General features: G+C 65.8%; 19 protein-coding genes. 13 read left to right on the top strand and 6 right to left on the bottom strand.

The window, feature by feature from the left end:
* Window positions 1–175 precede the first annotated feature (175 nt).
* Complete coding sequence (locus RUGAMON1_RS07350) at window positions 176–445, bottom strand: hypothetical protein (protein WP_070267635.1); 270 nt, start codon at window positions 443–445, stop codon at window positions 176–178.
* Between the two features lie 275 nt (window positions 446–720).
* Between RUGAMON1_RS07350 and RUGAMON1_RS07345 the strand changes: the two genes are divergently transcribed.
* The 11 genes from RUGAMON1_RS07345 to RUGAMON1_RS07295 all read left to right on the top strand — a co-directional run bounded on the left by RUGAMON1_RS07345 (window position 721) and on the right by RUGAMON1_RS07295 (window position 12,809).
* Window positions 721–1,590 carry a glucosamine kinase nucleotide-binding domain-containing protein gene (locus RUGAMON1_RS07345; RefSeq protein WP_445229873.1) on the top strand — a complete coding sequence of 290 codons (870 nt, stop codon included), beginning with the start codon at window positions 721–723 and terminating at the stop codon, window positions 1,588–1,590.
* A 4-nt stretch (window positions 1,591–1,594) separates the two neighbouring features.
* Entirely contained in the window at window positions 1,595–2,329 is a 735-nt protein-coding gene (locus tag RUGAMON1_RS07340; RefSeq protein ID WP_445229872.1) for a GntR family transcriptional regulator, read from the top strand.
* Window positions 2,326–3,423 (top strand): N-acetylglucosamine-6-phosphate deacetylase, encoded by a 1,098-nt coding sequence (nagA, locus tag RUGAMON1_RS07335; RefSeq protein WP_445229871.1) that lies wholly within the window; start codon window positions 2,326–2,328, stop codon window positions 3,421–3,423. Before RUGAMON1_RS07340 ends, nagA begins: the two co-directional genes overlap by 4 nt.
* A gap of 5 nt (window positions 3,424–3,428) precedes the next feature.
* A complete protein-coding gene (locus RUGAMON1_RS07330) occupies window positions 3,429–4,442 on the top strand; it encodes an SIS domain-containing protein (RefSeq protein ID WP_445229891.1) in 1,014 nt (337 codons plus the stop codon).
* Window positions 4,443–4,605: 163 nt separating this feature from the next.
* On the top strand, window positions 4,606–5,769 hold the full coding sequence (locus RUGAMON1_RS07325; protein WP_445229870.1) for an ABC transporter substrate-binding protein: 1,164 nt from the start codon (window positions 4,606–4,608) through the stop codon (window positions 5,767–5,769).
* Between the two features lies 1 nt (window position 5,770).
* On the top strand, window positions 5,771–6,631 hold the full coding sequence (locus tag RUGAMON1_RS07320) for a carbohydrate ABC transporter permease (protein ID WP_445229869.1): 861 nt from the start codon (window positions 5,771–5,773) through the stop codon (window positions 6,629–6,631).
* Window positions 6,628–7,443 (top strand): carbohydrate ABC transporter permease, encoded by an 816-nt coding sequence (locus RUGAMON1_RS07315; protein ID WP_445229868.1) that lies wholly within the window; start codon window positions 6,628–6,630, stop codon window positions 7,441–7,443. Before RUGAMON1_RS07320 ends, RUGAMON1_RS07315 begins: the two co-directional genes overlap by 4 nt.
* Complete coding sequence (locus RUGAMON1_RS07310; RefSeq protein WP_445229867.1) at window positions 7,440–8,942, top strand: glycoside hydrolase family 3 protein; 1,503 nt, start codon at window positions 7,440–7,442, stop codon at window positions 8,940–8,942. The genes RUGAMON1_RS07315 and RUGAMON1_RS07310 overlap by 4 nt, the downstream gene beginning before the upstream one ends.
* Window positions 8,943–8,967: 25 nt before the next feature.
* On the top strand, window positions 8,968–10,269 hold the full coding sequence (locus RUGAMON1_RS07305; RefSeq protein WP_445229866.1) for an MFS transporter: 1,302 nt from the start codon (window positions 8,968–8,970) through the stop codon (window positions 10,267–10,269).
* Window positions 10,270–10,273: 4 nt separating this feature from the next.
* Complete coding sequence (locus RUGAMON1_RS07300; protein WP_445229865.1) at window positions 10,274–11,395, top strand: ABC transporter ATP-binding protein; 1,122 nt, start codon at window positions 10,274–10,276, stop codon at window positions 11,393–11,395.
* A 109-nt stretch (window positions 11,396–11,504) separates the two neighbouring features.
* Window positions 11,505–12,809 carry a hypothetical protein gene (locus RUGAMON1_RS07295; RefSeq protein ID WP_445229864.1) on the top strand — a complete coding sequence of 435 codons (1,305 nt, stop codon included), beginning with the start codon at window positions 11,505–11,507 and terminating at the stop codon, window positions 12,807–12,809.
* 119 nt (window positions 12,810–12,928) lie between these two features.
* Here the strand turns inward: RUGAMON1_RS07295 and RUGAMON1_RS07290 are convergent, their stop codons facing one another.
* Window positions 12,929–14,245, bottom strand: coding sequence for a glycoside hydrolase family 18 protein (locus RUGAMON1_RS07290; RefSeq protein WP_445229863.1), 1,317 nt, complete (start codon window positions 14,243–14,245; stop codon window positions 12,929–12,931).
* 20 nt (window positions 14,246–14,265) lie between these two features.
* Window positions 14,266–15,021: a GntR family transcriptional regulator gene (locus tag RUGAMON1_RS07285; RefSeq protein ID WP_445229862.1), complete on the bottom strand. Its 756-nt coding sequence runs from the start codon at window positions 15,019–15,021 to the stop codon at window positions 14,266–14,268.
* A 403-nt stretch (window positions 15,022–15,424) separates the two neighbouring features.
* On the opposite strand from RUGAMON1_RS07285, the gene RUGAMON1_RS07280 reads away from it, so the two are divergent.
* Together RUGAMON1_RS07280 and RUGAMON1_RS07275 are read left to right on the top strand one after the other, a co-directional pair.
* Window positions 15,425–18,166: a TonB-dependent receptor gene (locus RUGAMON1_RS07280; RefSeq protein WP_445229861.1), complete on the top strand. Its 2,742-nt coding sequence runs from the start codon at window positions 15,425–15,427 to the stop codon at window positions 18,164–18,166.
* 83 nt (window positions 18,167–18,249) lie between these two features.
* Window positions 18,250–19,221: a cupin-like domain-containing protein gene (locus RUGAMON1_RS07275; protein ID WP_445229860.1), complete on the top strand. Its 972-nt coding sequence runs from the start codon at window positions 18,250–18,252 to the stop codon at window positions 19,219–19,221.
* A gap of 25 nt (window positions 19,222–19,246) precedes the next feature.
* Here the strand turns inward: RUGAMON1_RS07275 and RUGAMON1_RS07270 are convergent, their stop codons facing one another.
* From RUGAMON1_RS07270 to RUGAMON1_RS07260, 3 genes are read right to left on the bottom strand one after another with little or no spacing between them, the layout of a single operon-like run.
* Window positions 19,247–20,167, bottom strand: coding sequence for an NAD(P)/FAD-dependent oxidoreductase (locus RUGAMON1_RS07270; RefSeq protein ID WP_445229859.1), 921 nt, complete (start codon window positions 20,165–20,167; stop codon window positions 19,247–19,249).
* Window positions 20,142–20,606 carry an Rrf2 family transcriptional regulator gene (locus RUGAMON1_RS07265; RefSeq protein ID WP_445229858.1) on the bottom strand — a complete coding sequence of 155 codons (465 nt, stop codon included), beginning with the start codon at window positions 20,604–20,606 and terminating at the stop codon, window positions 20,142–20,144. The genes RUGAMON1_RS07270 and RUGAMON1_RS07265 overlap by 26 nt, the downstream gene beginning before the upstream one ends.
* 49 nt (window positions 20,607–20,655) lie before the next feature.
* The gene (locus tag RUGAMON1_RS07260) at window positions 20,656–20,931 is read right to left on the bottom strand and encodes an acylphosphatase (protein WP_445229857.1); all 276 of its coding nucleotides are present in this window, start codon (window positions 20,929–20,931) and stop codon (window positions 20,656–20,658) included.
* Between the last annotated feature and the right edge of the window lie 64 nt (window positions 20,932–20,995).

The following is a 20,995-nucleotide window of genomic DNA, read 5'->3' as shown; positions in this document are numbered from 1 at the left end:
GCTCTATGGCACTAAGTCTGATCAGCGTCACTCCGCCTGACCGCACCTACGTCCTTATTATCCGATGGAGATGCGGTATGCTCAATATACGAGGTCTGACATTCGGACACGAGCTCTGCCGTAAGCAGGCTTACGGCAGAGCTCGTGTCCGAATGTCAGACCTGACCCCGGTGTATTAATCGAAACAGAGGCGTTTCTTGGTGGCGGCGATCAGTTTGTCGTCGTACGGATGCAGGTTTTCGATAAACAGCAACTCCGTCTCATCCGGCTCTTCCAGGCACATCGCCAGCATCATCGGACCATCCTCCATCCGCCCGATGAAATGCTTGGGCCAGCGATTCTTGCGGTTCGCCTTCATCACTTCCATCCCCAGCTTGGCCAGCGGCGCCTTCACGCCGGCCGCCAACGCTTCCTTCTGCCAGTCATCCCAGTAATCGTTCATCATCTTGCTTTCAAAGTGCACTAAAGCCGTAGTGTACTCCCTCGCCCTCCTCCCTACCAAAAGCAGACCAAAGTGGCATGCAAATGCGACACCGGACCACTTGCCGGAAAATCCAGCAATACCCAGCAAAAACAAACACTTACAAATACGTTCCAAGTCGACAATGCCAGTCCACTTCAATATTTTCTAATACCAGTTAAATACCTGTTGACAAGCTGGTTTGCCAAACATATAGTGCCCTCACACGGGGGATCCCGGCACAGCATTCTCGGATAATCATGATCGAATTTTTAATCGGCGTAGACGGCGGCGGCACCGGCACCAGGGTGCGACTGGCCCGCATCGACGGCATTGAACTGGCCGAAGGCGTCAGCGGCCCGTCCGGCCTGATGCACGGCATCGCCAACGCCTGGGCTTCCGTCGAAGACGCCACCGGCATGGCCTTCCGCGCCGCCGAACTGGAACTCCCGAGCAAAGACAAGATCGCCATCGGCCTCGGCCTGGCCGGCGTGCACAACCGCGCCTGGGCGGCCGAATTCGTCGCCGCCAATCCCGGCTACGCCCGCGTCGCGCTGGAAACCGACGGCCACACCACCGTGCTGGGCGCGCATCGCGGCCAGCCGGGCTCCATCATCGCGCTGGGCACCGGCAGCGTCGGCGAGATCAAGCGCACCGACGGCGTCCACGTCGAAGTGGGCGGCTGGGGCTTCCCGGCCGGCGACGAAGCCAGCGGCGCCTGGATCGGCCTGCGCGCCATCAACCACGTACAGCAGGTGCTGGATGGCCGCGTGCCGGCCTCCCCTTTCAGCGCCGACCTGGCGCAAGCCTGCGGCGGCGGCCGCGACGCGCTGCAGAACTGGCTGGCCAAGGCCACGCAAACACAATACGCGCAACTGGCGCGCATCGTGCTGCAGCATGGCGAATCGAACGACACCGCGCGCGCCATCCTGCTCGAAGCGGGACGCCAGGTGGAATTGATGGGCAACGCGCTCGACGCCGGCGGCAAGCTGCCGATCGCGCTGTGCGGCGGCCTGGCCGCGCCGTTGCGCCCCTACCTGCCGGTCTCGATGTTGAAACGGATCGTCACGCCGCAAGGCGATTCCGCGGCAGGTGCTTTGCGGCTGATCCAACAACGTCTGAAGGAGTAAGCCTGTGCTAGCCCAGTTGAGCGATTTCCAGCCCGATGCCGAGAGCGACACCCCCCTCTACATGCAGCTGGCGAACAAGCTGTCCGACGGGATCGCGGCCGGCGACTGGCGCGCCAACGAGGCCCTGCCGTCCGAGCGCGTGCTGTCGGACATGCTCAACATCTCGCGCGTCACCGCACGCAAGGCGATCGACATGCTGTGCGAGCGCGGCATGCTGACCCGCAAGCGCGGCTCCGGCACCTACATCACGCCGAAACTGGAGCAGCCCTTATCGCGCCTGACCAGCTTCTCCGAAGAGCTGCGCGAACGCGGCTTCACCGCCGGCTCGCGCTGGCTGCAACGCGACATCGGCATCGCCTCGCCGGTGGAGCTGCTGTCGCTCGGCCTGTCACCGAACATGCCGGTGGCGCGCCTGAAGCGCCTGCGCACCGCCGACGACGTGGTGATGGCGATCGAGACCACCACCATCCCGGCCCAGTACATGCCGAATCCGCACAGCGTGACCGATTCGCTGTACGGCTACCTGGAAGCCAACGGCACCATTCCGATGCGCGCGCTGCAGCATATCCGCGCCGTCAACGCCAGCGTCGAACAAGCGCGCCTGGCCAACATACCTGCGGGTGCCGCGATGCTGCACATCACCCGCGTCAGTTATCTCGACAACGGCGCAGCGGTGGAACTGACCCACTCGTATTGCCGCAGTGATTATTATGAATTCGTAGCGGAGTCGCGCAGATGAGCAGTGCAATCCAAGGCAATATCCTGACCTCGGCGGGCTGGGTCCGCGGTGAGATCACCTTCAGCGACCGTATCGCCGCCATCCACGGCAGCAGCACCGACCCGTCGAACAACGAAGACGTCTATATCCTGCCTGGCTTTATCGACCTGCACGTGCACGGCGGCGGCGGCAAGGACGTGATGGAGGGCGGCGACGCCGTCCACACCATCGCCGCCATCCATGCGAAGCACGGCACCACCAGCATGCTGGCCACCACGATGACGGCGCCGCCGGAAGACATCGACCTGGCGCTGCAAGGCATCGGCAAAGCCGCCGCCCAACGCGGCCAAGGCGAAGCGCGCGTACTGGGCGTGCATCTGGAAGGCCCGTTCATCAACTCCGGCAAGCTGGGAGCGCAGCCGCCGTACGCGCGCAGCGCCAAGCTGGCCGACGTCGAGCGCCTGGAGGCGATCGCGCCGATCAAGCTGATCACCGTGGCGCCGGAAATCGGCGGCCACCTGGAGCTGGTGCGCGAACTGTCCGACGCCGGCATGCGCGTGCAGATCGGCCACACCCTCGGCACCTACGAGGACGGCGTGGCCGCGCTGGAGCACGGCGCGCACGGCTTCACCCACCTGTTCAACGCCATGACCGGCCTGCATCACCGCGAACCCGGCATGGTCGGCGCCGCGCTGGCCCATGCGCAGTACGCCGAATTCATCCCCGACCTGCTGCACGTGCACCCCGGCGCCATCCGCACCGCGCTGCGCTGCATCCCGCACCTGTACTGCGTGACCGATTCGACCGCCGCCACCGGCATGCCGGACGGCGAGTACATGCTGGGCCGCCACACCGTCATGAAATGCATGGGCGGCGTGCGCCTGCCCGACGGCACGCTGGCCGGCAGCACCCTCACCATGGACCAGGCGCTGCGCAACCTGGTCGGACTCGGCCTCGATCTGGCGGACGCCTCGGCACGGGTCTCAACGTATGCGGCCGACTATCTCGGCCTGCAAGAGCGGGGCCGCCTGGCCCCCGGCGCCTACGCCGACCTCGTGGTGCTCGACCGTGACCTGAATCTCAAAGCCGTCTATATCGAAGGAGAATTGTTGTGACCTCAATGATGTTGAAAGAAGCCCTGTCCGCAGCGGATTGCGTAGCCCTCCAGCTGGCCAGCGACGGAGACCGTTACGCGGAGCTGGGCCGCAAATTGAGGAGCACGTCCTTCTCGACCGCGCTGACCATCGCGCGCGGCAGCTCCGACCACGCCTGCGCCTACGCCGCCTACCTGATCATGGCCCGCCTGGGCCGCGTGGTGGCGTCGCTGCCGATGTCGCTGGTAACGCTGAACAAATCGCCGCTGATCACCCGCGACACGCTGGCGATCTCGATCTCGCAATCGGGCCAGAGCCCGGACGTGGTCGAGCCGATCAAATACTTCCGCGACGGCGGCGCCACCACCATCGCGCTGGTCAACGACATCGACTCGCCGCTGGCGCACGCCGCCGAGTGGTCGATTCCGCTGCGCGCCGGCAAAGAGCAAAGCGTGGCCGCCACCAAGAGCTTCATCACCAGCCTGGTCGCCGGCGCGCGCCTGGTCGCCGCATGGCAGAACGATCCCGAGCTGCTGGCCGGCCTGGAAGCCCTGCCCGACTCGCTGCGCGCAGCGGCCAAGGAAGACTGGACCTCGGCCATCGAAGTGCTGGCCCCGGCCCGCAACATCATGGTGGTCGGCCGCGGCATCAGCTTCCCGGTGGCGCTGGAAGCGTCGCTGAAATTCAAGGAAACCTCGGCCCTGCAGGCGGAAGCCTTCAGCGGCGCGGAGATCAAGCACGGCCCGATGGCGCTGATCGAAGAAGGCTATCCGCTGGTGATCTTCGCCACCCGTGGCCCGACGCAAGCGAGCCTGCTGCAACTGGCGACCGAGATGCGCGGCCGTGGCGCGCGCGTGCTGCTGGCCGCACCGGCCGACGTGGCCGAGCGCGACCTGACCTTGCCGGTAGCGGCTACGCCGGATCTCGATCCTATCGTGGCGATCCAGGCCTTCTACGTGATGGCGGCCCAGCTGTCGGCGGCACGCGGCATGGACCCGGACGCGCCGCGCCACCTGAGCAAAGTCACCAAGACCAACTAAGTCCGTGATTGCGCCGCGCCCACCCCGCAAGCCGAAGGGGTCGGACCCCGCACGGGGTCCGACCCCGGCATACCGCCGTGCGGGGTGGCTGCTGGCGCTTGCGGCGCTCTTCGCGAACCCGGCAACGGCCACCCCGGAAAAAATCGAATTCTGGACCTTCAGCATGAAGCCCAAATTCACTCCCTACTTCGAGACGCTGGTGAAGAACTACGAAGCCGGCAATCCGAACGTGAAAGTCGAGTGGGTCGACTTTCCATGGGACGTGATCCAGACCAAGCTGGTGACGCGCATCGTCGCCGGCACCCCGCCCGCATTGGTCAACCTGAACGTACCCTGGGCCGACGAATTCGCCCGCGACGGCTTGCTCACGCCGGTCGACGCCCTGCTCGGCGACGTCCGCCAGCGCTACCTTCCCAGCACACTGGAAGACCTGACCTTCGGTGGCAAGACCTACGGCTTCCCGATGTACAGCAACGTCGCCGTCATCGCCTACAACACCCAGATTTTCAAAGCCGCCGGCATCCAGCATGCGCCACGCGATCTCGACGAACAACTGCTGTTCGCGCGCCAGATCGCCGCCCGCACCGGCAAGGCCGGCCTGTGTCCCGCGCTGTCCAAGATCGACGGCCTGATGATGCAGCAAGGCCTGGCCGTCATCAAGGATGGCAAGGCGGTATTCAACTCGCCCGCCCACATCGCGCTGATCAAGAAACTGGCCGAGACCTACAAGGCCGGCGGCCTGCTGAAGGACGCGCTGTTCGCCGAGGATAACTTCCCCGCCGCGATCGACGCCTACAAGGGCGGCCGCCTCGGCATGCTGCTGGCGCCGCCGACGGCCGTCAAGCGCATCCAGAGCGACGCCAAAGACATCTACGCCATCACCGACGTCGCCCCCGCGCCGCTGGGCCCTACCGGCATCGCCGACGGCGGTTGGCTGATCCACTTCGCCGTGCCGAAGAACGTCGACGCCAAGCTACTGCCGGCGGTCGGCAAGTTCGCCCGCTACCTGACCAACGACGCCAACCAGCTGGCCTTCGCCAAACAGGCCAGCGTGTATCCGGCCATGGCGCAGGCGGCCAACGATCCCTTCTTCATGACCGTGCCGCCGGGCGCCGGCGCGGCCGAGAAGGCTGTATCGGCGGGCGCCGTGTCGATGCCGCATTCGCACACGCTGTACGTGGCCGGCATCACCGACTACGATGAACTGCGCCGCTATCTGGTGAAGGCCGTCGAAGCCGGCGTCACCGGCAAGCAGGACGTGAAGCAGGCACTGGACCAGGCGGTGGCGATCTGGAACAAGAAACTCAACGCGCAGCGGAGCCATTGAGATGAGCCGCGTGAACCTCACCGCCTGGCTATTCCTCGCCCCGGCCCTGGCGCTGCTGGCCGTGTTCTCGTTCTGGCCGGTGGCCTTCGGCTCCTTGCTGGCCTTCACCGACTACAGCCTGATACGCGATACCCACTGGATAGGCCTGGACAACTTCCGCTACATCTTCGACAACGAGATGTTCGTCACCGGCCTGAAAAACTCGCTGGTCTTCCTGCTGATGGTGCCCTTCGTGCAGATCGGCGCACTGACTCTGGCGGTACTGGTCAACAACCAGCTGCCCGGCATCCGCTACTTCCGCGCCGCCTTCTACGTGCCGGTGGTGACCACGGTGTCGGTGGTCGGCATCATGTGGGGCTTCATGTTCCACGAACAGGGCGCGCTCAATTACGTGCTGATGACGCTGCGCCTGGTCGGCGCGCCGGTCGGCTGGCTCTCCAACGACAGCCTGGCGCTGTTCGCCATCATGTTCGTCACGCTGTGGCGCGGACTTGGCTGGTACATGGTGATGTACCTGGCCGCGCTGCAAGCCGTCCCCGCCGACATGCAGGAGGCGGCCATCCTCGACGGCGCCAACCGCTGGCAGCGTTTCTGGCGGATCACCGTGCCGATGCTGCGCCCGACCATCATGGTCTGCACCATCCTGTCCGTGCTGGCCGCCTTGAAGGCCTACCAGGAAGTGGACGTGCTGACCCAGGGCGGCCCGATGAACTCCACCTTCACCGGCTTGTACTACGCCTACGACCAGGGCCTCAAGCACCTGAAGCTGCCGCGCGCATTGGCCGCCAGCTTCGTCATGTCCATCTTCTGCATCGGCATCGCCCTGCTCTGCCTGCGCTACATCAAGCCCAAACACCGATGAAGACGATCGCCCGCTCCCTGCTCCACTATCTGCTGCTCTGCGCGATCGCGGTCGTCTGCGTGTTCCCGTTCTGGTGGACGCTGGTGACGGCCATCTCCACCGAGGGCAACATCTTCGCCTTCCCGCCGACCTTCTGGCCGAACCAGCCGTCGTTCGAGAACTTCATCGAAGTGTTCAAGGCGATTCCGATCTGGTCGTTCTTCCGCAACTCGGTCTTCATCGCCGCCTGCACCGTTTTCTGGAAGCTGGCGCTGTGCTCCGCCGCCGCCTACCCGCTGGCGCGCATGCGCTTCAAGGGCCGCAAGCTGGTGTTCGGCCTGATCCTCGCCACGCTGGTGCTGCCGTCGGAAGTGAACTTCCTGGTCAACTTCATCACCGTGACGAAACTGAGCCTGGTCGACACCTACACCGGCGTGATCCTGCCCAACGTCGTCACGGCGGTGGCCATCCTGCTGCTCAAGCAAGCCTTCGAGGAAGTGCCGCAGGACCTGATCGACGCCGCCCGGGTCGACGGCGCCTCCGAGTGGACCATCTTCAGCAAGATCATGCTGCCGCTGATCGCGCCGTGGCTGGCCACGGTCGGCATCCTGACGGCGGTCGAGGCATGGAACGAATACATCTGGCCATCCATCGTGATGAGCAAGCCGGACGAATTCCCGCTGTCGGTGGGCGTGCTGTATTTGCGCGGCACCTTCGGCAGCAGCACGCGCGTGATCGCCGCCGGCACCATCTTGACCATCCTGCCCACGCTGGCAGCCTTCCTCTTTACTCAACGATTCTTCATGCGTGGCATGGACGGAGCTGTGAAATGACCCCAACCCAAAACGACCTCAGCGAATTTAGACAGATCGCCGGACAACTTATCATGATCCGCTTCCCCGGCACCGTGCTCGATGCCGCCACCGCCGACTTCATCAAGGCCAACGGCATCCGCGCCGTCTGCCTGTTCCGCGGCAACATGACCGACTCCGAACAGCTGGCCAAGCTGACCGCCGACCTGCGCGCCGTCATGGGCCCCGAGTCGCTGATCGGCATCGACCAGGAAGGCGGCGCCGTGGTGCGCTCGACCTGGGTGCCGGCGCCGCCGGCCGCCATGGGCCTGGGCGCGGCCAATGACACCGACCTGGCCTACCGCACCGGCGCCGCCGTGGCGCGCGCGGTCAAGGCGCTGGGCTTCAACTGGAACTTCGCGCCGGTGCTGGACCTGAACAACAACCCGCACAACCCGGTGATCGCCGAGCGCTCCTTCGGCGCCGAGCCGCTACGCGCCGCCGAACTGGCGATGGCGTGGATGGCCGGCAGCCACGCGGAAGGCGTGTCCTGCTGCGTCAAGCACTTCCCCGGCCACGGCGACACCAACGTCGATTCGCACCGCGACCTGCCGACCGTGAACAAGCCGGTCGAGGAGTTGAACCGGCTGGAGCTGGCGCCGTTCCGCATCGCCTCCGGCGCCGCTCCGGCCATGATGACCGCCCACATCGTCTACCCGACACTGGACCCGGACAACCCGGCCACCATGTCGCGCCGCATCCTCACCGGCCTGCTGCGCGAGGAATGGCAGTACAAGGGCGTCGTCATCACCGACGGCATGGACATGCACGCCATCGCCGGCCGCTACGGCGTGGGCAACGCCGCCGTGCGCGCGCTGACCGCCGGCGCCGACATGGTAATGGCGCTGGGCACCACCGAAACGCAGAACGAAACCTTGGACTCCATCGCCGCCGCCATCGCCTCGGGCGAGCTGGCTATGGACGCCGTCAAGCAACGCCTGGACCGCCTGGCGTCGCTGGCGCTGGCCTATCCCTGCAAGCCGCGCTCCTACAAGGAAGACGCCGCCGACCGCGAAGTGATGGCCGAAGGCTGGCGCCGCAGCCTGACCGCCTACGGCGCGCCCACCCGCCCGCCACAGGGCGCGCAGGTGCGGCTGGTGGTGCGCCAGGACGTGGTCAGCGACGGCGTGTCCGAAGCCGGCGTGCCGGCCGAGGGCGTGGCCGCATCGCTGCGTCGCCTGTACGACGTCGAGCTGACCACCTTCGCCGACGCCGACACCTTCGACTGGAGCGCGCTGCCGCAGGATGGCCGCTTCACCATCCTGGCCTCGACCTCGCGCCTGCGCTACGGCGAACACGCCCGCGCGACATGGAAACCGGACCTGCACCTGGCCCTGTGGAACCCGTATCAGGCGCTGGACATCCAATCGCCATCGCTGATGACCTACGGCTTCGCCCAGCCGGCGCTGGACGCGGTCAACGGCTGGCTGTGCGGCGAACTGGAAGCCACCGGCAACGCACCGGTGCCCGGCTTCGCATAAACCATCAATCAGGGGAGGAGGCAATATGGACAACAAAAAAATACGCAACCCGAAGTTCTGGGTACCCAGCCTTTACCTGGCGCAGGGCCTGCCGTTCTTCGCGGTGGCGATCGTCGCCAACCAGATGTTGAAGAGCATGGGCGTGCCCAACGACGAGCTCAATCACTGGACCGGCTTGATCGGCTTCGCCTGGGTCTTCAAACCCCTGTGGAGCCCCTTCCTGGAACTGGCCAGCAGCAAGAAGCTGGTGGTGGTCGGCTTCCAGATCTTCGGCGGCTTGTGCCTGGGCGGCGTGGCGCTGGCGCTGCACGCGCCGTTCTGGTTCGCGGCCTGCATGGCCATGCTCGCGCTGGTCGGCATCTCGTCGGCCACGCACGACATCTCCTGCGACGGCCTGTACATCTCCAGCCTGGATGAAAAAGGCCAGGCCAAATACGCCGGCTGGACCGGCACCTTCTTCAACGCCGGCAAGTTCTTCACCACCGGCGGCCTGCTGCTGCTGGCCGGCCACTTCGAGAAGACGCTGGGCGTGGTGCCGGCATGGACCATCAGCTTCTGCATCCTGGCCGTCATCATGGTGGCGCTGGGCCTGTACAACAGCTGGGCGCTGCCGACCGCGCCGAACGAGGCCACCGCCGACACCAACGCCGGCGCCATCGCCCGCACGCTGGGGGAAGTGATCGTCGAATTCTTCAGGAAGCCCGGCATCTGGATCTCGATCGTGTTCATCATCCTGTTCCGCGCCGGCGAGGCGCAGGTGCAGTCGATCGGCCCCCTGTTCCTGCGCGAGGCGCGCAACCTCGGCGGCCTTGGCCTGACCACCGCCGAAGTGGGCGCCGTGTACGGCACCGTCGGCACCGTGGCCTTCGTGGTCGGCAGCATCGCCGGCGGCTACTTCACCTCGTGGCTCAGCCTCAAACGCGCCATCCTGTGGCTGATCCTCGCGGTCAACCTGCCCAACGTCGCGTTCTACCTGCTGTCGGTGTTCCAGCCCACCGAGCTGTCGGTGATCGGCGTGGCGCTCAGCGTCGAGATGTTCGGCTACGGCTTCGGCTTCGTCGGCCTGATTTTGTACATGATGCAGGTGGTCGCGCCGGGCAAATACCAGACCGCGCACTACGCCTTCTCGACCGGCATCATGCAGCTGGGCTTCGTGCTGTTCAAGCTGTTCAGCGGCGACATCCAGATCTCGCTGGGCTACCAGCACTTCTTCATCTGGGTGATGCTGTGCGCGATCCCGGTGGCGGTGCTGTCGCAGCTGATCCCGATGACGGCGCGCCCGCAGGCAGAGCAAGAGCCGGCGCCGCAAGCCGTGCGCGCGGGTTAAGCGGATGGCCAGCGTCAGCCTCAAACAGATCGTCAAGCGCTACGACCAGACCCCGGTGGTGCACGGCGTCGACCTCGATATCGCCGACGGCGAATTCATGGTCTTCGTCGGCCCGTCCGGCTGCGGCAAGTCGACACTGCTGCGCATGATCGCCGGCCTGGAAGACATCAGCGGCGGCACGCTGCACATCGGCGGCGCGCTGGCCAACGACATCGCGCCGGCGCAGCGCAAGCTGGCCATGGTGTTCCAGTCGTACGCGCTGTACCCGCACATGACGGTGTACGAGAACATGGCCTTCGCGCTCAAGCTGGCCGGCCGCAAGCCGGCCGAGGTGGCGGCGGCGGTGCAGCGCGCGGCGGCCATCCTGCAGATCGCCCCGCTGCTCAAGCGCCGGCCGAAGGAGCTCTCCGGCGGCCAGCGCCAGCGCGTCGCCATCGGCCGCGCCATCGTGCGCACGCCGCAGGTGTTCCTGTTCGACGAGCCGCTCTCCAACCTCGACGCCAGCCTGCGCGTGCAGATGCGGGTGGAGATCAGCCGCCTGCACCAGGAACTCAAGACCACCATGATCTACGTCACCCACGACCAGGTCGAGGCGATGACCTTGGGCCAGCGCATCGCGGTGTTCAACGCCGGCCGCATCGAGCAGGTCGGCACGCCGCATGAACTGTACAACCATCCGGCCAACCTGTTCGTGGCCGGCTTCCTCGGCACGCCGAAGATGAACTTCATCGCCGGCGAGATCGTCGCGCTGTCGGCCGGCCACGCCAGCGTGCTGCTGCCCGGCGGCGCCATCGTCGCGGTGGACGCCGAGGGTTCCACCGGCGGCCCGCAGCGGGGCGACCGCGTCACGCTGGGCGTGCGCGCCGAGCACCTGTCCGTCGCCGGCGCCGCCAAGGGCGACGCCAACACCATCGACGTCGGCATCGGCCACGTGGAATACCTGGGCGACCAGTCCATCGTCTACACCACCTTGGCCGGCGCCGGCGAAATGATCGCCGTCAAGCAGCCGGCCGAAGCGCCGCCGCTGCACGCCGGCGACCTGACGCGCATCCACCTGCCGCCGTCGCGTTGCCTGTTATTCAGCGCCGACGGCCGGGCACTGGCGCGCGGGCCGGCACACGCTTGAATTCGTAATTCGAACCGGTTTTATGTAACAATACGCGGGTTTGTACTGTCGCGATGGCAAGGCCTACCCGCCGGCCCTCTAATTTGTTTGATAGAAAGAAGGATAATTCATGTCCCACATTCGTCTCGCTCGTATTAGCCTGATCCTGGCCGCCATCGGCCTGAACGCCGCACCGGCCATGCTGGGCATGTCCCCTGCCTACGCCGCCGAAGCCGCCAAGCCGGCCGAGCCGCCCAAGGATGCCGTGCGTCCCGAGATCTACAAACTGATCGACCCGGCACAGACCAAGGAACTGCTGGCAGCGAAGAACTACGCCGAATTCAAGAACCGCATCGACACCGCGGCCGCCATGCCGAACGTGACGCCGTACGAAGACTTCATCCTGAACCAGATGCGCGTGCAACTGGGCCAGGCCTCCGGCGACTATCCGGGCACCGTCAAGGCGCTGAGCGCCATGATCGAATCGGGCCGCCTGAAGCCTGAAGACAAGCTGCGCTTCATCGACGCCGTCGGCGGCATCTACTACAGCAACATCAAGGACTACGACCAGGCCATCACCTGGTTCACCCGCTACGGCACCGAGTCGGGCGACACCCTCAAGCAGCGCCAGTTCATCGTGCGCTCCTACTTCTTCAAGGACGATTTCGCCACCGCCAAGGCCGAAGCGCTGAAGGACGTCGCCGCGGCCAAGAAATCCGGCGCCATCCCGCCGAAGGACGAGCTGAACCTGCTGGGCAACGTCGGCATCAAGACCAAGGACACCGAGCTGTATCTGCAAGCGGTGGAAGAGCTGACCCGCTACTATCCGAGCGAAGACTACTGGTTCGACCTGCTGAACCGCACCCGCGGCAAGAAATCCTACGCGCCGCGCCTGGACCTGGACATCGCCCGCCTGAAAGCGCTGGCCGCGCCATCGAAGATGGAGCCTGAGGACTACGCGGAAATCGCCGAACTGGCGGTGCTGGGCGGCTTCTTCACCGAAGCCAAGATCGCCATGGACAAGGGCTACCCGGGCGCCATCCCGGCCGACAAGAACAAGGCCGCGCTGCAGAAAATCCGCGACAGCGCCAACAAGGGCGCCGCCGACGACGCCAAGAACATCGACAAGGGCATCGAATCCGCGCAGAAGTCGAAGGACGGCGTCGGCCTGGTCAACCTGGGCTACAACTACGTCACCCTGGGCCAGGCCGACAAAGGCATTGAGCTGATGAAGCAAGGTATCGCCAAGGGCGTGGCCAAGAATCCGGAAGACGCCAAGCTGCGCCTGGCCTACGCGCTGGCCATCGCCGGCAAGAAGGACGAATCGGTCAAGCTGCTGGAAACCATCAGCGGCAACGACGGCCGCGGCGACCTGGCGCGCTACTGGATCATGTACCAGAACCCGCCAAAAGCAGCACCGGCGGAAGCCAAGTAATCCAGGCAAAGCCGGCCCAGCGCCGGCTTTTTGTTACCCCGCACAGCCAAGCGGGGTCAGACCCCGTGCGGGGTCTGACCCCTAAGTGGCGCGGCTGGCGTATCGCTTAAGCACACGGGTTATGGCAAGCGCCGCATGGCGGCCGACAGGGCGTCGAGCAGCTGATGCCCGCCGTCGTTGCTCAACTCCCAGAACATCGCCCCGCGCAGGCCCTGCGCCTTGATGTAGCGGGCCTTCTCCTTGAGCGAGACCGGATCCTCGTAGCTGATCCAGACCCGCTCCCCCGCATGGTACAGGTACGGCGCCTTGGCCGCGCCGTTCCAGTAGCGCCGGTAGCCCCTGCCGCCCTCGTATCCCGCCGTCAGATAGCCCTGCTTGAGCAGATGGCTGTAACCATACGAATTGCCGCCGTCCACGCCGCCGCTGGCGCCGCCGTCGCACAATTGATACTGGCCGTCGCCGTTGGCGCCGGGCGCGCAGCCCTTCCAGCCATAGCCATAGAACGGCACGCCCAGCACCAGCTTGTCCGCCGCCACGCCGGCCTGCAGGTAGCGCTGCACCGAACCCGCCGCGTGGAAGCCGCTGGCCGTCACCGGATCGCCGGGATCGCCGGGATCGGCCGACAGCGCCGCATGGTGGCCGCTGCGCTTCTCCCACGGCATGTGGTAGTCGTAGGCCATGATGTTGATCCAGTCCAGGCTCTGCGCCAGCTGCCCGATCCAGCCGCTGCCGGCCGCGCCCCCGTTGACGTAGTTGGCGTTGCCGCCGGCGGCGATGGTGATGCTGTAATGCCTGCCATCCTGCCGGCCGGCGGCGTCGAATGCCGCGCGCAGCTCGCGCGCCAGCAGGATGAAGTTCTGCTTGTCGGCCGGCCGCGCGCACACCGCGCCCGCCACGCACGGCACGCCGGCCTCGGTCGGATATTCCCAGTCGATGTCGACGCCGTCCAGGCCGAAGCGCCGCATCAGCTTCACCGCCGAGGCGACGAAGCTGGCGCGCGCCTCCACGCTGTCGGCCACGTTGGAGAACTGGTTGGACCAGTCCCACCCGCCGACCGACACCACCACCTTGAACTGCGGATGCCGCTGTTTCAGCGCCACCAGCGCGCGCAGGTTGGCGCCATCGCTGGCGGCGTCGCGGAACACCAGCGCGCCGTTGGCCGAGGCGGCGTCGCCGGCCGCGTCCTGGCACGGCGCCACGTAGTTGACCGAGGGCTCGGGGTTGCCGTGCCGGCCGTTCCAGCAGACGTCGAGGAAGGCGTACAAGGCCATCGTCAGCTGGCCCGCGCCGACGTTGGCGGCGGTGACCGGGAAGGCGTCCGACTTCCAGCCGGGATAGTAGCCGACGATTTCCGCCCCGGCGCCGGCGGCGGTGGCGGTGACGGGCCAGGCGGCGGCCAGCGCCGCCGCCATGGCCCAGCGTTTCAGTTGGTGCATGTGCATAGATCCTTGCAAGGTTAGCCGGCGTTCAGTTCCGCCACGAAGTCATACATGTCGCCGCGGAAGTACGAGCGGCAGAATTCCACCGCGCGGCCGTCGCGCAAAAAGCCCAGCCGCTCGACCGACAGCCCGGCGTCGCCCTCCTTCGCCTGCAGCAGCGCGGCCTGTTCGGCGTTGAGCAGCAGCGCCGACAGCCGCTGCAGGGCGCGCACCGGCCGGTTGCCGGCCTTCTCCAGCGCGTCGTACATCGACACGTCGACCGCCTCCAGCGACGGCAGGCAGGACGCCACGATGGTCGCGTACTCCAGGCACATCGGCACGTCGTCGGCGTAGCGCATGCGGTGGAAGCGGTACACCGCCGCGCCGGGGCTGAGCCGCAGCCGCATCGCCTCGTCCGGCGTGACCGTGCCCTCCGAGCGCTTGAGCCAGACGCTGCGCGGCGTGCGCCCGCGCGCCCGCATGTCCTCGGAAAACGAGGTCAGCTTGGCGAAGTTCTTCTCGATGCGGGTGTTGATGAAGTTGCCCGAGCCGGGCCGGCGCACCAGCACGCCCTCGCCGACCAGGCCGTCGATCGCCTTGCGCACCGTGATGCGCGACACCGCCAGGTCCGCCGCCAGCTGGCGCTCGGCCGGCAGCGCGTCCTCCGGCTTGAGCAAATGCTGCTCGATGGCCGAGCGCAAAGCCCGTTGCAGGCGCTGGTACAGAGGGAGGTTACTGGTCTCATTGAGGTGCGCCCGGATGTGTACCAGTGGGGTCAGAGTATCGCTGTCCATAACGCTGCAGGCATCCTGTTTGTAGTTGTCAATTGATAATACCAAAAAAAGACCAGCGCGCAGCCGCCGTCACCTTCCGGATCTGCAAATATTTTTCGTACCACCCTTCAAACCCGCATGGATGCTGGCTTTCAGGCTGTTGCAGATCATCACAACAGTGGTCCGTACCGGCACCGCAGCGGTATTACATAGTTGCCGAAGACACACTCTGTATGCCGCATACAACATTACGAAAAAGAATTTCAAAGTGGTAGTGATCTGGTATTAAAAGACGGGTATATTGGCGTTGGATTGGTTTTGTAAGTGGTTTGTAAGAAGTAAAAAACGGCATCAACAATCAGTGGGCTCGGCGGAGCCTTCATCAACGGGAGGGAACATGTACCACAATTCGAATAACACTAAAATGTCCAAACTGACGCCTATCGCGACCGCAGCCGCCATCCTGGCGCTGAGCGTCTCGATGACCGCTCAGGCACAACAGGCCGCGGCAGACAAAGAGCCTGAAGTCGTCATCGTGAGCGGCATCCGCGGCTCGCTGCAACAATCGCTGTCGGTCAAGCGCAACGCGTCGAGCAACGTCGACGTGATCACCGCCGAAGACGTCGGCAAGATGCCGGACAAGAACGTCGCCGACTCGCTGCAACGCGTCCCAGGCGTGAACATCTCCACCTCGGGCGCGGGCTCGGGCGGCTTCGACGAAAACGACCGCGTGTCGATGCGCGGCACCGCCCCGTCGCTGACCCAGACCCTGATCAACGGCCACGCCGTCGCCTCGGGCGACTGGTTCGTGCTGGACCAGGTGGGCGGCGCCGTCGGCCGTTCCGCTTCGTACTCGCTGCTGCCGTCGGAAATCGTCGGCCAGGTGGTGGTCTACAAATCGCCGACCGCCGACCAGATCGAAGGCGGCTCGAGCGGCTCGATCGACATCCGCACCCGTCATCCGCTGGACTTCAAGCAGCCGATCTCGATGGAGGCGACGGTGCAGGCGGTGTACGCCACCTTGCCGGAAAAAACCGATCCGCAAGTGAGCGCGCTGTTCAACTGGAAAAACGAAGCCGGCACGCTGGGCCTGATGGTGCAAGGCTTCTCGGAAAAACGCAGCCTGCGCCGCGACGGCCAGGAGCTGCTGCAGTGGACCCAGGTCGCGCCGACCAACGCCGCCGTCAAGACCAATCCCGACCTGGCCAACGTCTGGTTCCCGCGCCTGATCGGCTCCTCGCTGTTCCAGCAGGAGCGCAAGCGCAAGGGCGGCCTGATCGACCTGCAATTCAAGCCCAGCCGCGACTTCAGCCTGGAGGCGACCTACTTCCGTTCGAAGATGGACGCGTCCAACTTCAACACCAACTACATGACCGACATGAACGGTTCCGGCATGCTCGGTTCGGGCGTCGCGCCTGATCCGGGCTACGTGATCCGCAACGGCACGCTGGTGTCGGCCTCGTTCGCCAACAAGGGCACGGCCGCCAAGCCGCTGCGCTACGGCATCGTCGACGACATCGTCCGCGAAGGCGCCTACGCCCAGACCGAGTTCTTCGACCTGGACGGCAAATGGCGCGCCACCGACCGCCTGGTGCTCACCGCCAAGGCCGGCTCCACCAAGGGCAAGGGCGTGACCCCGAGCCAGGGCGTGTTCGAGGGCGACGTCAACAACTCCGGCGCCAGCTACCAGCTCAATGGCCTGGGCAGCCCGGCCAACGTCAAGTTCCCCAACATCGACGTCTCCAAGTTCACCGGCACCCCGCTGGACTGGGTGTTCGGCGTCTCGCCGGCCACCACCGACGACAAGGAGACCTACGGCCAGATCGACGCCGCCTTCGCGCTCGACAGCGGCGTGTTCCGCGAACTGAAGTTCGGCGTGCGCGGCTCGCACCACACCCGCGCCAACTTCGAAGTGGCGCAAGGCCCGAACTGGTCCAACACCGACGTCGGCGGCAGCACTACCAACCCGGCCTGGAGCGGCACCACCTATCCTGGCAACTTCGGCAAGGACCTGGGCGGCGACTTCCCTAAAAACGTCTGGATCCTGGATCCGGCGGTGCTGAACGCCTGGGGCGACCTGCACTCGAACCGCGATGTCTCGCGCACCTACTACCAGGACATGTTCGACCTGAAGGAAAACACCAAGGCGATCTACGCCCAGGCCGAGATGGAAGGCGACGGCTGGAACGGCAACGTCGGCCTGCGCATCGTGCGCACCGAAGGCACCTCGAACGGCTACCAGATCCTGCAGAACCAGCCGGCCGGCGGCACGCTGCCAGCCTATCCATGGGGCGGTTTCGTCCAGAAGACGGCGATCGACAACAACAGCACCATCCCGCTGCCTAGCCTGAACCTGAAGTTCGACCTGCGCTCCGACCTGGTGGCCCGCGTCGGCCTGTCGCGCACCATGACCCGTCCCGACTACGGCGCCCTGGGCGGCGCGGTGCTGCTGACCGACGAGACCCACACCGGCAACGGCGGCAACGCGGCGCTCAAACCGGTCAAGTCGAACAACCTGGACGCCAGCCTGCAATGGTACTTCGCACCGCGCGCCCTGCTGTCGGCCGGCGTGTTCTACATGGACCTGCATGACTACGTCGGCTACGGCGTCAGCACCGGCACCTTCATCGACAGCCGCGCTTCGCAGGAACAGAAGAAGCCGGTGTTCGCGACCTACAGCATCACCTCGCCGATCAACGTCGGCGCCAAGGTCAAGGGCATGGAACTGGCAGCCCAGGTACCGGTCGGCATGGGCTACGGCTTCGACGCCAACGCCACCTTCGCCGACTCGCACCTGGACTTCGGCGCCTGCCCGGCGATGCAGACCGCCACCTCCGGCGATCCGTGCGACATGCTGGGCGCTTCGAAGACCACGGCCAACGCCGGCGTGTACTTCGAAAACGACAAGTTCAACGTCCGTCTGAGCTACGCATGGCGCTCGGCCTTCCTGGCGGCCCAGGACCGCGGCACCCCGCTGTACCAGGACGCCTCGGGCACCCTGTCGGCCTCGTTCAACTACAACATCAGCAAGAACATCGTGCTGACGCTCAGTGGCCAGAACCTGAACAACCCGATCCTGAAGAACTACATCTTCAACAAGGATCAACCGGCACGCTTCTATGCCAACGGCGCGCAGTACTACGCTGGCCTGCATATCAAGTACTGATCGGTAACCGCTTCATTGTGTAGTCTGTTCCCGCCACGGCCGCTCCCGGCCCTGGCGGGTTTTTTTATGCCATCATACGATCCATGAACCAGATCATCGAATACCAGGACCTCGACCCGGCGCGCTTTGACAGCGAGATCGTCGGCAGCTACCGGCCCGCCATCCTGCGCGGCTTCGTGCGCCACTGGCCGGCCGTGCAGCAGGCGCGGCAGGCGCCGGAAGCGCTGTGCCAGTACCTGATGGGATTCGACAGCGGCCACCAGGTCGACGCCGTGATGACGCCGCCGGACCAGCGCGGGCGGCTGTTCTACAAGCCGGACATGGAGGGCTTCAACTTCGTCCGCAACAAGGTGCCGGTATCGAAGGTGATCGAGCAGCTGGCGCGCTACTCGCAGTTCGAGGCGCCGCCGTCGGTGGCGATCCAGAGCGCCTTGATCGACGACTGCCTGCCGCAGTTCGCGCTGCACAACGTGGCGCCGGCGCTGCCGCCGTCGGTGCGGCCGCGCATCTGGCTGGGCAACACCATCACCACGCCGGCCCACTTCGACGAATCGTACAACCTGGCCTGCGTGGTCAGCGGCGAGCGGCGCTTCACGCTGTTCCCGCCCGAACAGGTGGCCAACCTGTATATCGGCCCGCTCGATTTCGCGCCCACGCCCACGCCCATCAGCATGGTCGATTTCCGCGCTCCGGATTACGCCAGGCACCCGCGCTTCAAGCAGGCGATGGAATCGGCCCTGGTGGCCGACCTGCTGCCGGGCGACGCGCTGTTCATCCCGCCGCTGTGGTGGCACCATGTGCAGTCGAACGGCATCCTGAACATGATGGTCAACTACTGGTGGAAGAACGAAGAGCCGGCGCCTGACGCTGGCACCACCTTCGAAGCGCTGGTCGCCACGCTGCAAAGCATGAAGCACCAGCCGCCGGAATTGCGCGCCGCATGGGGCGCGATCTTCCAGCACTACGTGTTCGATGCGGCGCAAGACCCGTCCGCGCACATCCCCGAGCACAAGCAGGGCGTGCTGCACAACGCCCGCCCGCCGCGCCGGCCCTGACGCCGCGCATCGCAGGCCCAGATCCTCAGGCGGCTGCGGCCAGCCCGAAGATCAGCGACTGATGGGCGGCGGTGCCGGCCATCCCGCCGTCGGCCACGGCCAGCGCCACGCTGCCGAACATGCGCGCAGCATCGCCGCCGACAAACACGCCGGCCACGCTGGACGCCTTCATCGCATCGGTGCGCACGTGCGAGCCGGTCGGGCCCTGCTCCACCTCGCAGCCCAGCTGCTCGGCCAGCGGACTGCCGCTGTGGGTGCGGGTCAGCACGAACAGGCCCGCCATCTCCAGCTTGCGTCCATCCTCCAGTTCGACGACGGCATGACCGCCGATGGCTTTGACCGGCGTGCGTTCTATCGTCACGCCGCGCGCCTTCAACGACGTCAGTTGCGCCTCGTCGGGCTCGAAGGCGCCGTTCAGGAAGAACGTCACCTGCCCCCAATCCGGCAGCATCAGCGCGTGATGGATGGACATCGGGCCGGTCGCCAATACGCCGATCGCGCCTTGCATCAACTCATAGCCGTGGCAATACGGGCAGTGGAAAGCGCTGTCGCCCCAACGCTCGGACAGGCCGGGAATCGGCGGCAGCTCGTCGACCACGCCGGTGGCCAGCACCAGCCGCAGCGCCTGGAACGCGCTGCCGTCGTTGAGCGTGACGCGAAAGCCATGCGCCGTCCGCACCGCCTGCGCGGCCGCGCCGTCCAGCCAGCGCACCGTCGGGTACTTCATCAACTGCGCACGGCCATCGGCGACAATGGCCGCCGCCTCGCGTCCGTCCTGTCCAAGAAAGCCATGTGAATGCCGGGCATACCGGTTGCGGCGCTGGCCGGCGTCGATCACCAGCACGCGGCGGCGCGCGCGCGCCAGTGGCAGGGCGGCAGACAAGCCGGCGTAGCTACCGCCGATGATGATGACGTCGAACTCAGTCGATGGATGGGGGATGTGCATGGGAAGCTCCTTTGTGATTGGCGTAACCGTCGTTGAAGCGGGTCGACAGGTCGGCCAGCGTCACGTCCTTGAAACGTTCGATCAGCAAAGCCTCGGCTTCATCGAAGGCGCTGGACAGCGCGTCGTTGACGGCGCGCTCCACCAGGCACTGAGGATGTTCCTCGCGGTTCCCCATCGCGAACACCGTGGGCGAACCGACCGCCTCGTAGATGTCGCGCAGCGTCACCTTGCGCAAATCGCAGGTGATGCTCCAGCCGCCGCCATGGCCCTTGCCGGAGCCGACGTAGCCGCGCTCGCGCAGCCCGGCCAGCACGCGCCGCACCAGCACCGGATTGGTGCCGAGGAAGCCCGCCAGCTCGTCGGAGGTAAAAGGCCGCTCGGCGTGCGCCATGTGCAGCAGCACGTGCAGGATGGAAGATAGTTTGCTGTCTCGTCTCATGTAACTAATGATAGTACATAATCGAAAAGCGCGCTTGCCGCGTCGCTTTTTACAGCGTCGGCAGGATTTTGAAGTCGCCGTCCGCCGCTTCCAGCGCCGGGCCTTCTTCGATAACGACGTTGGCAACGCGGGCGGCGGGCGGGCCGCGCCTGGCCCAGGTGCTAATGGCTTCGATCGCCTGAGGGTGGCCATCGACGGCGGCCTCCACCGAACCATCGCGGCGATTGCGCACCCAGCCGGACAGCCCCAGCGCCCGCGCCTGCTCCGCAAACGAAGCCCGGTAGCCGACGCCCTGCACCCGTCCCTCTATCATCAATCGCCTCATGAACGCTCCCAAATTGCCGACAGAATACAGGGTGGGGGTAGCGCCGCCCGCCCCTTCGCCGGAC

The organism is Duganella rhizosphaerae, from assembly GCF_040364205.1.
GTDB lineage: Bacteria > Pseudomonadota > Gammaproteobacteria > Burkholderiales > Burkholderiaceae_D > Rugamonas > Rugamonas rhizosphaerae.
The sequence above is the reverse complement of the archived record's forward strand: the minus strand, read 5'-3'. Positions and strand labels throughout refer to the sequence as shown.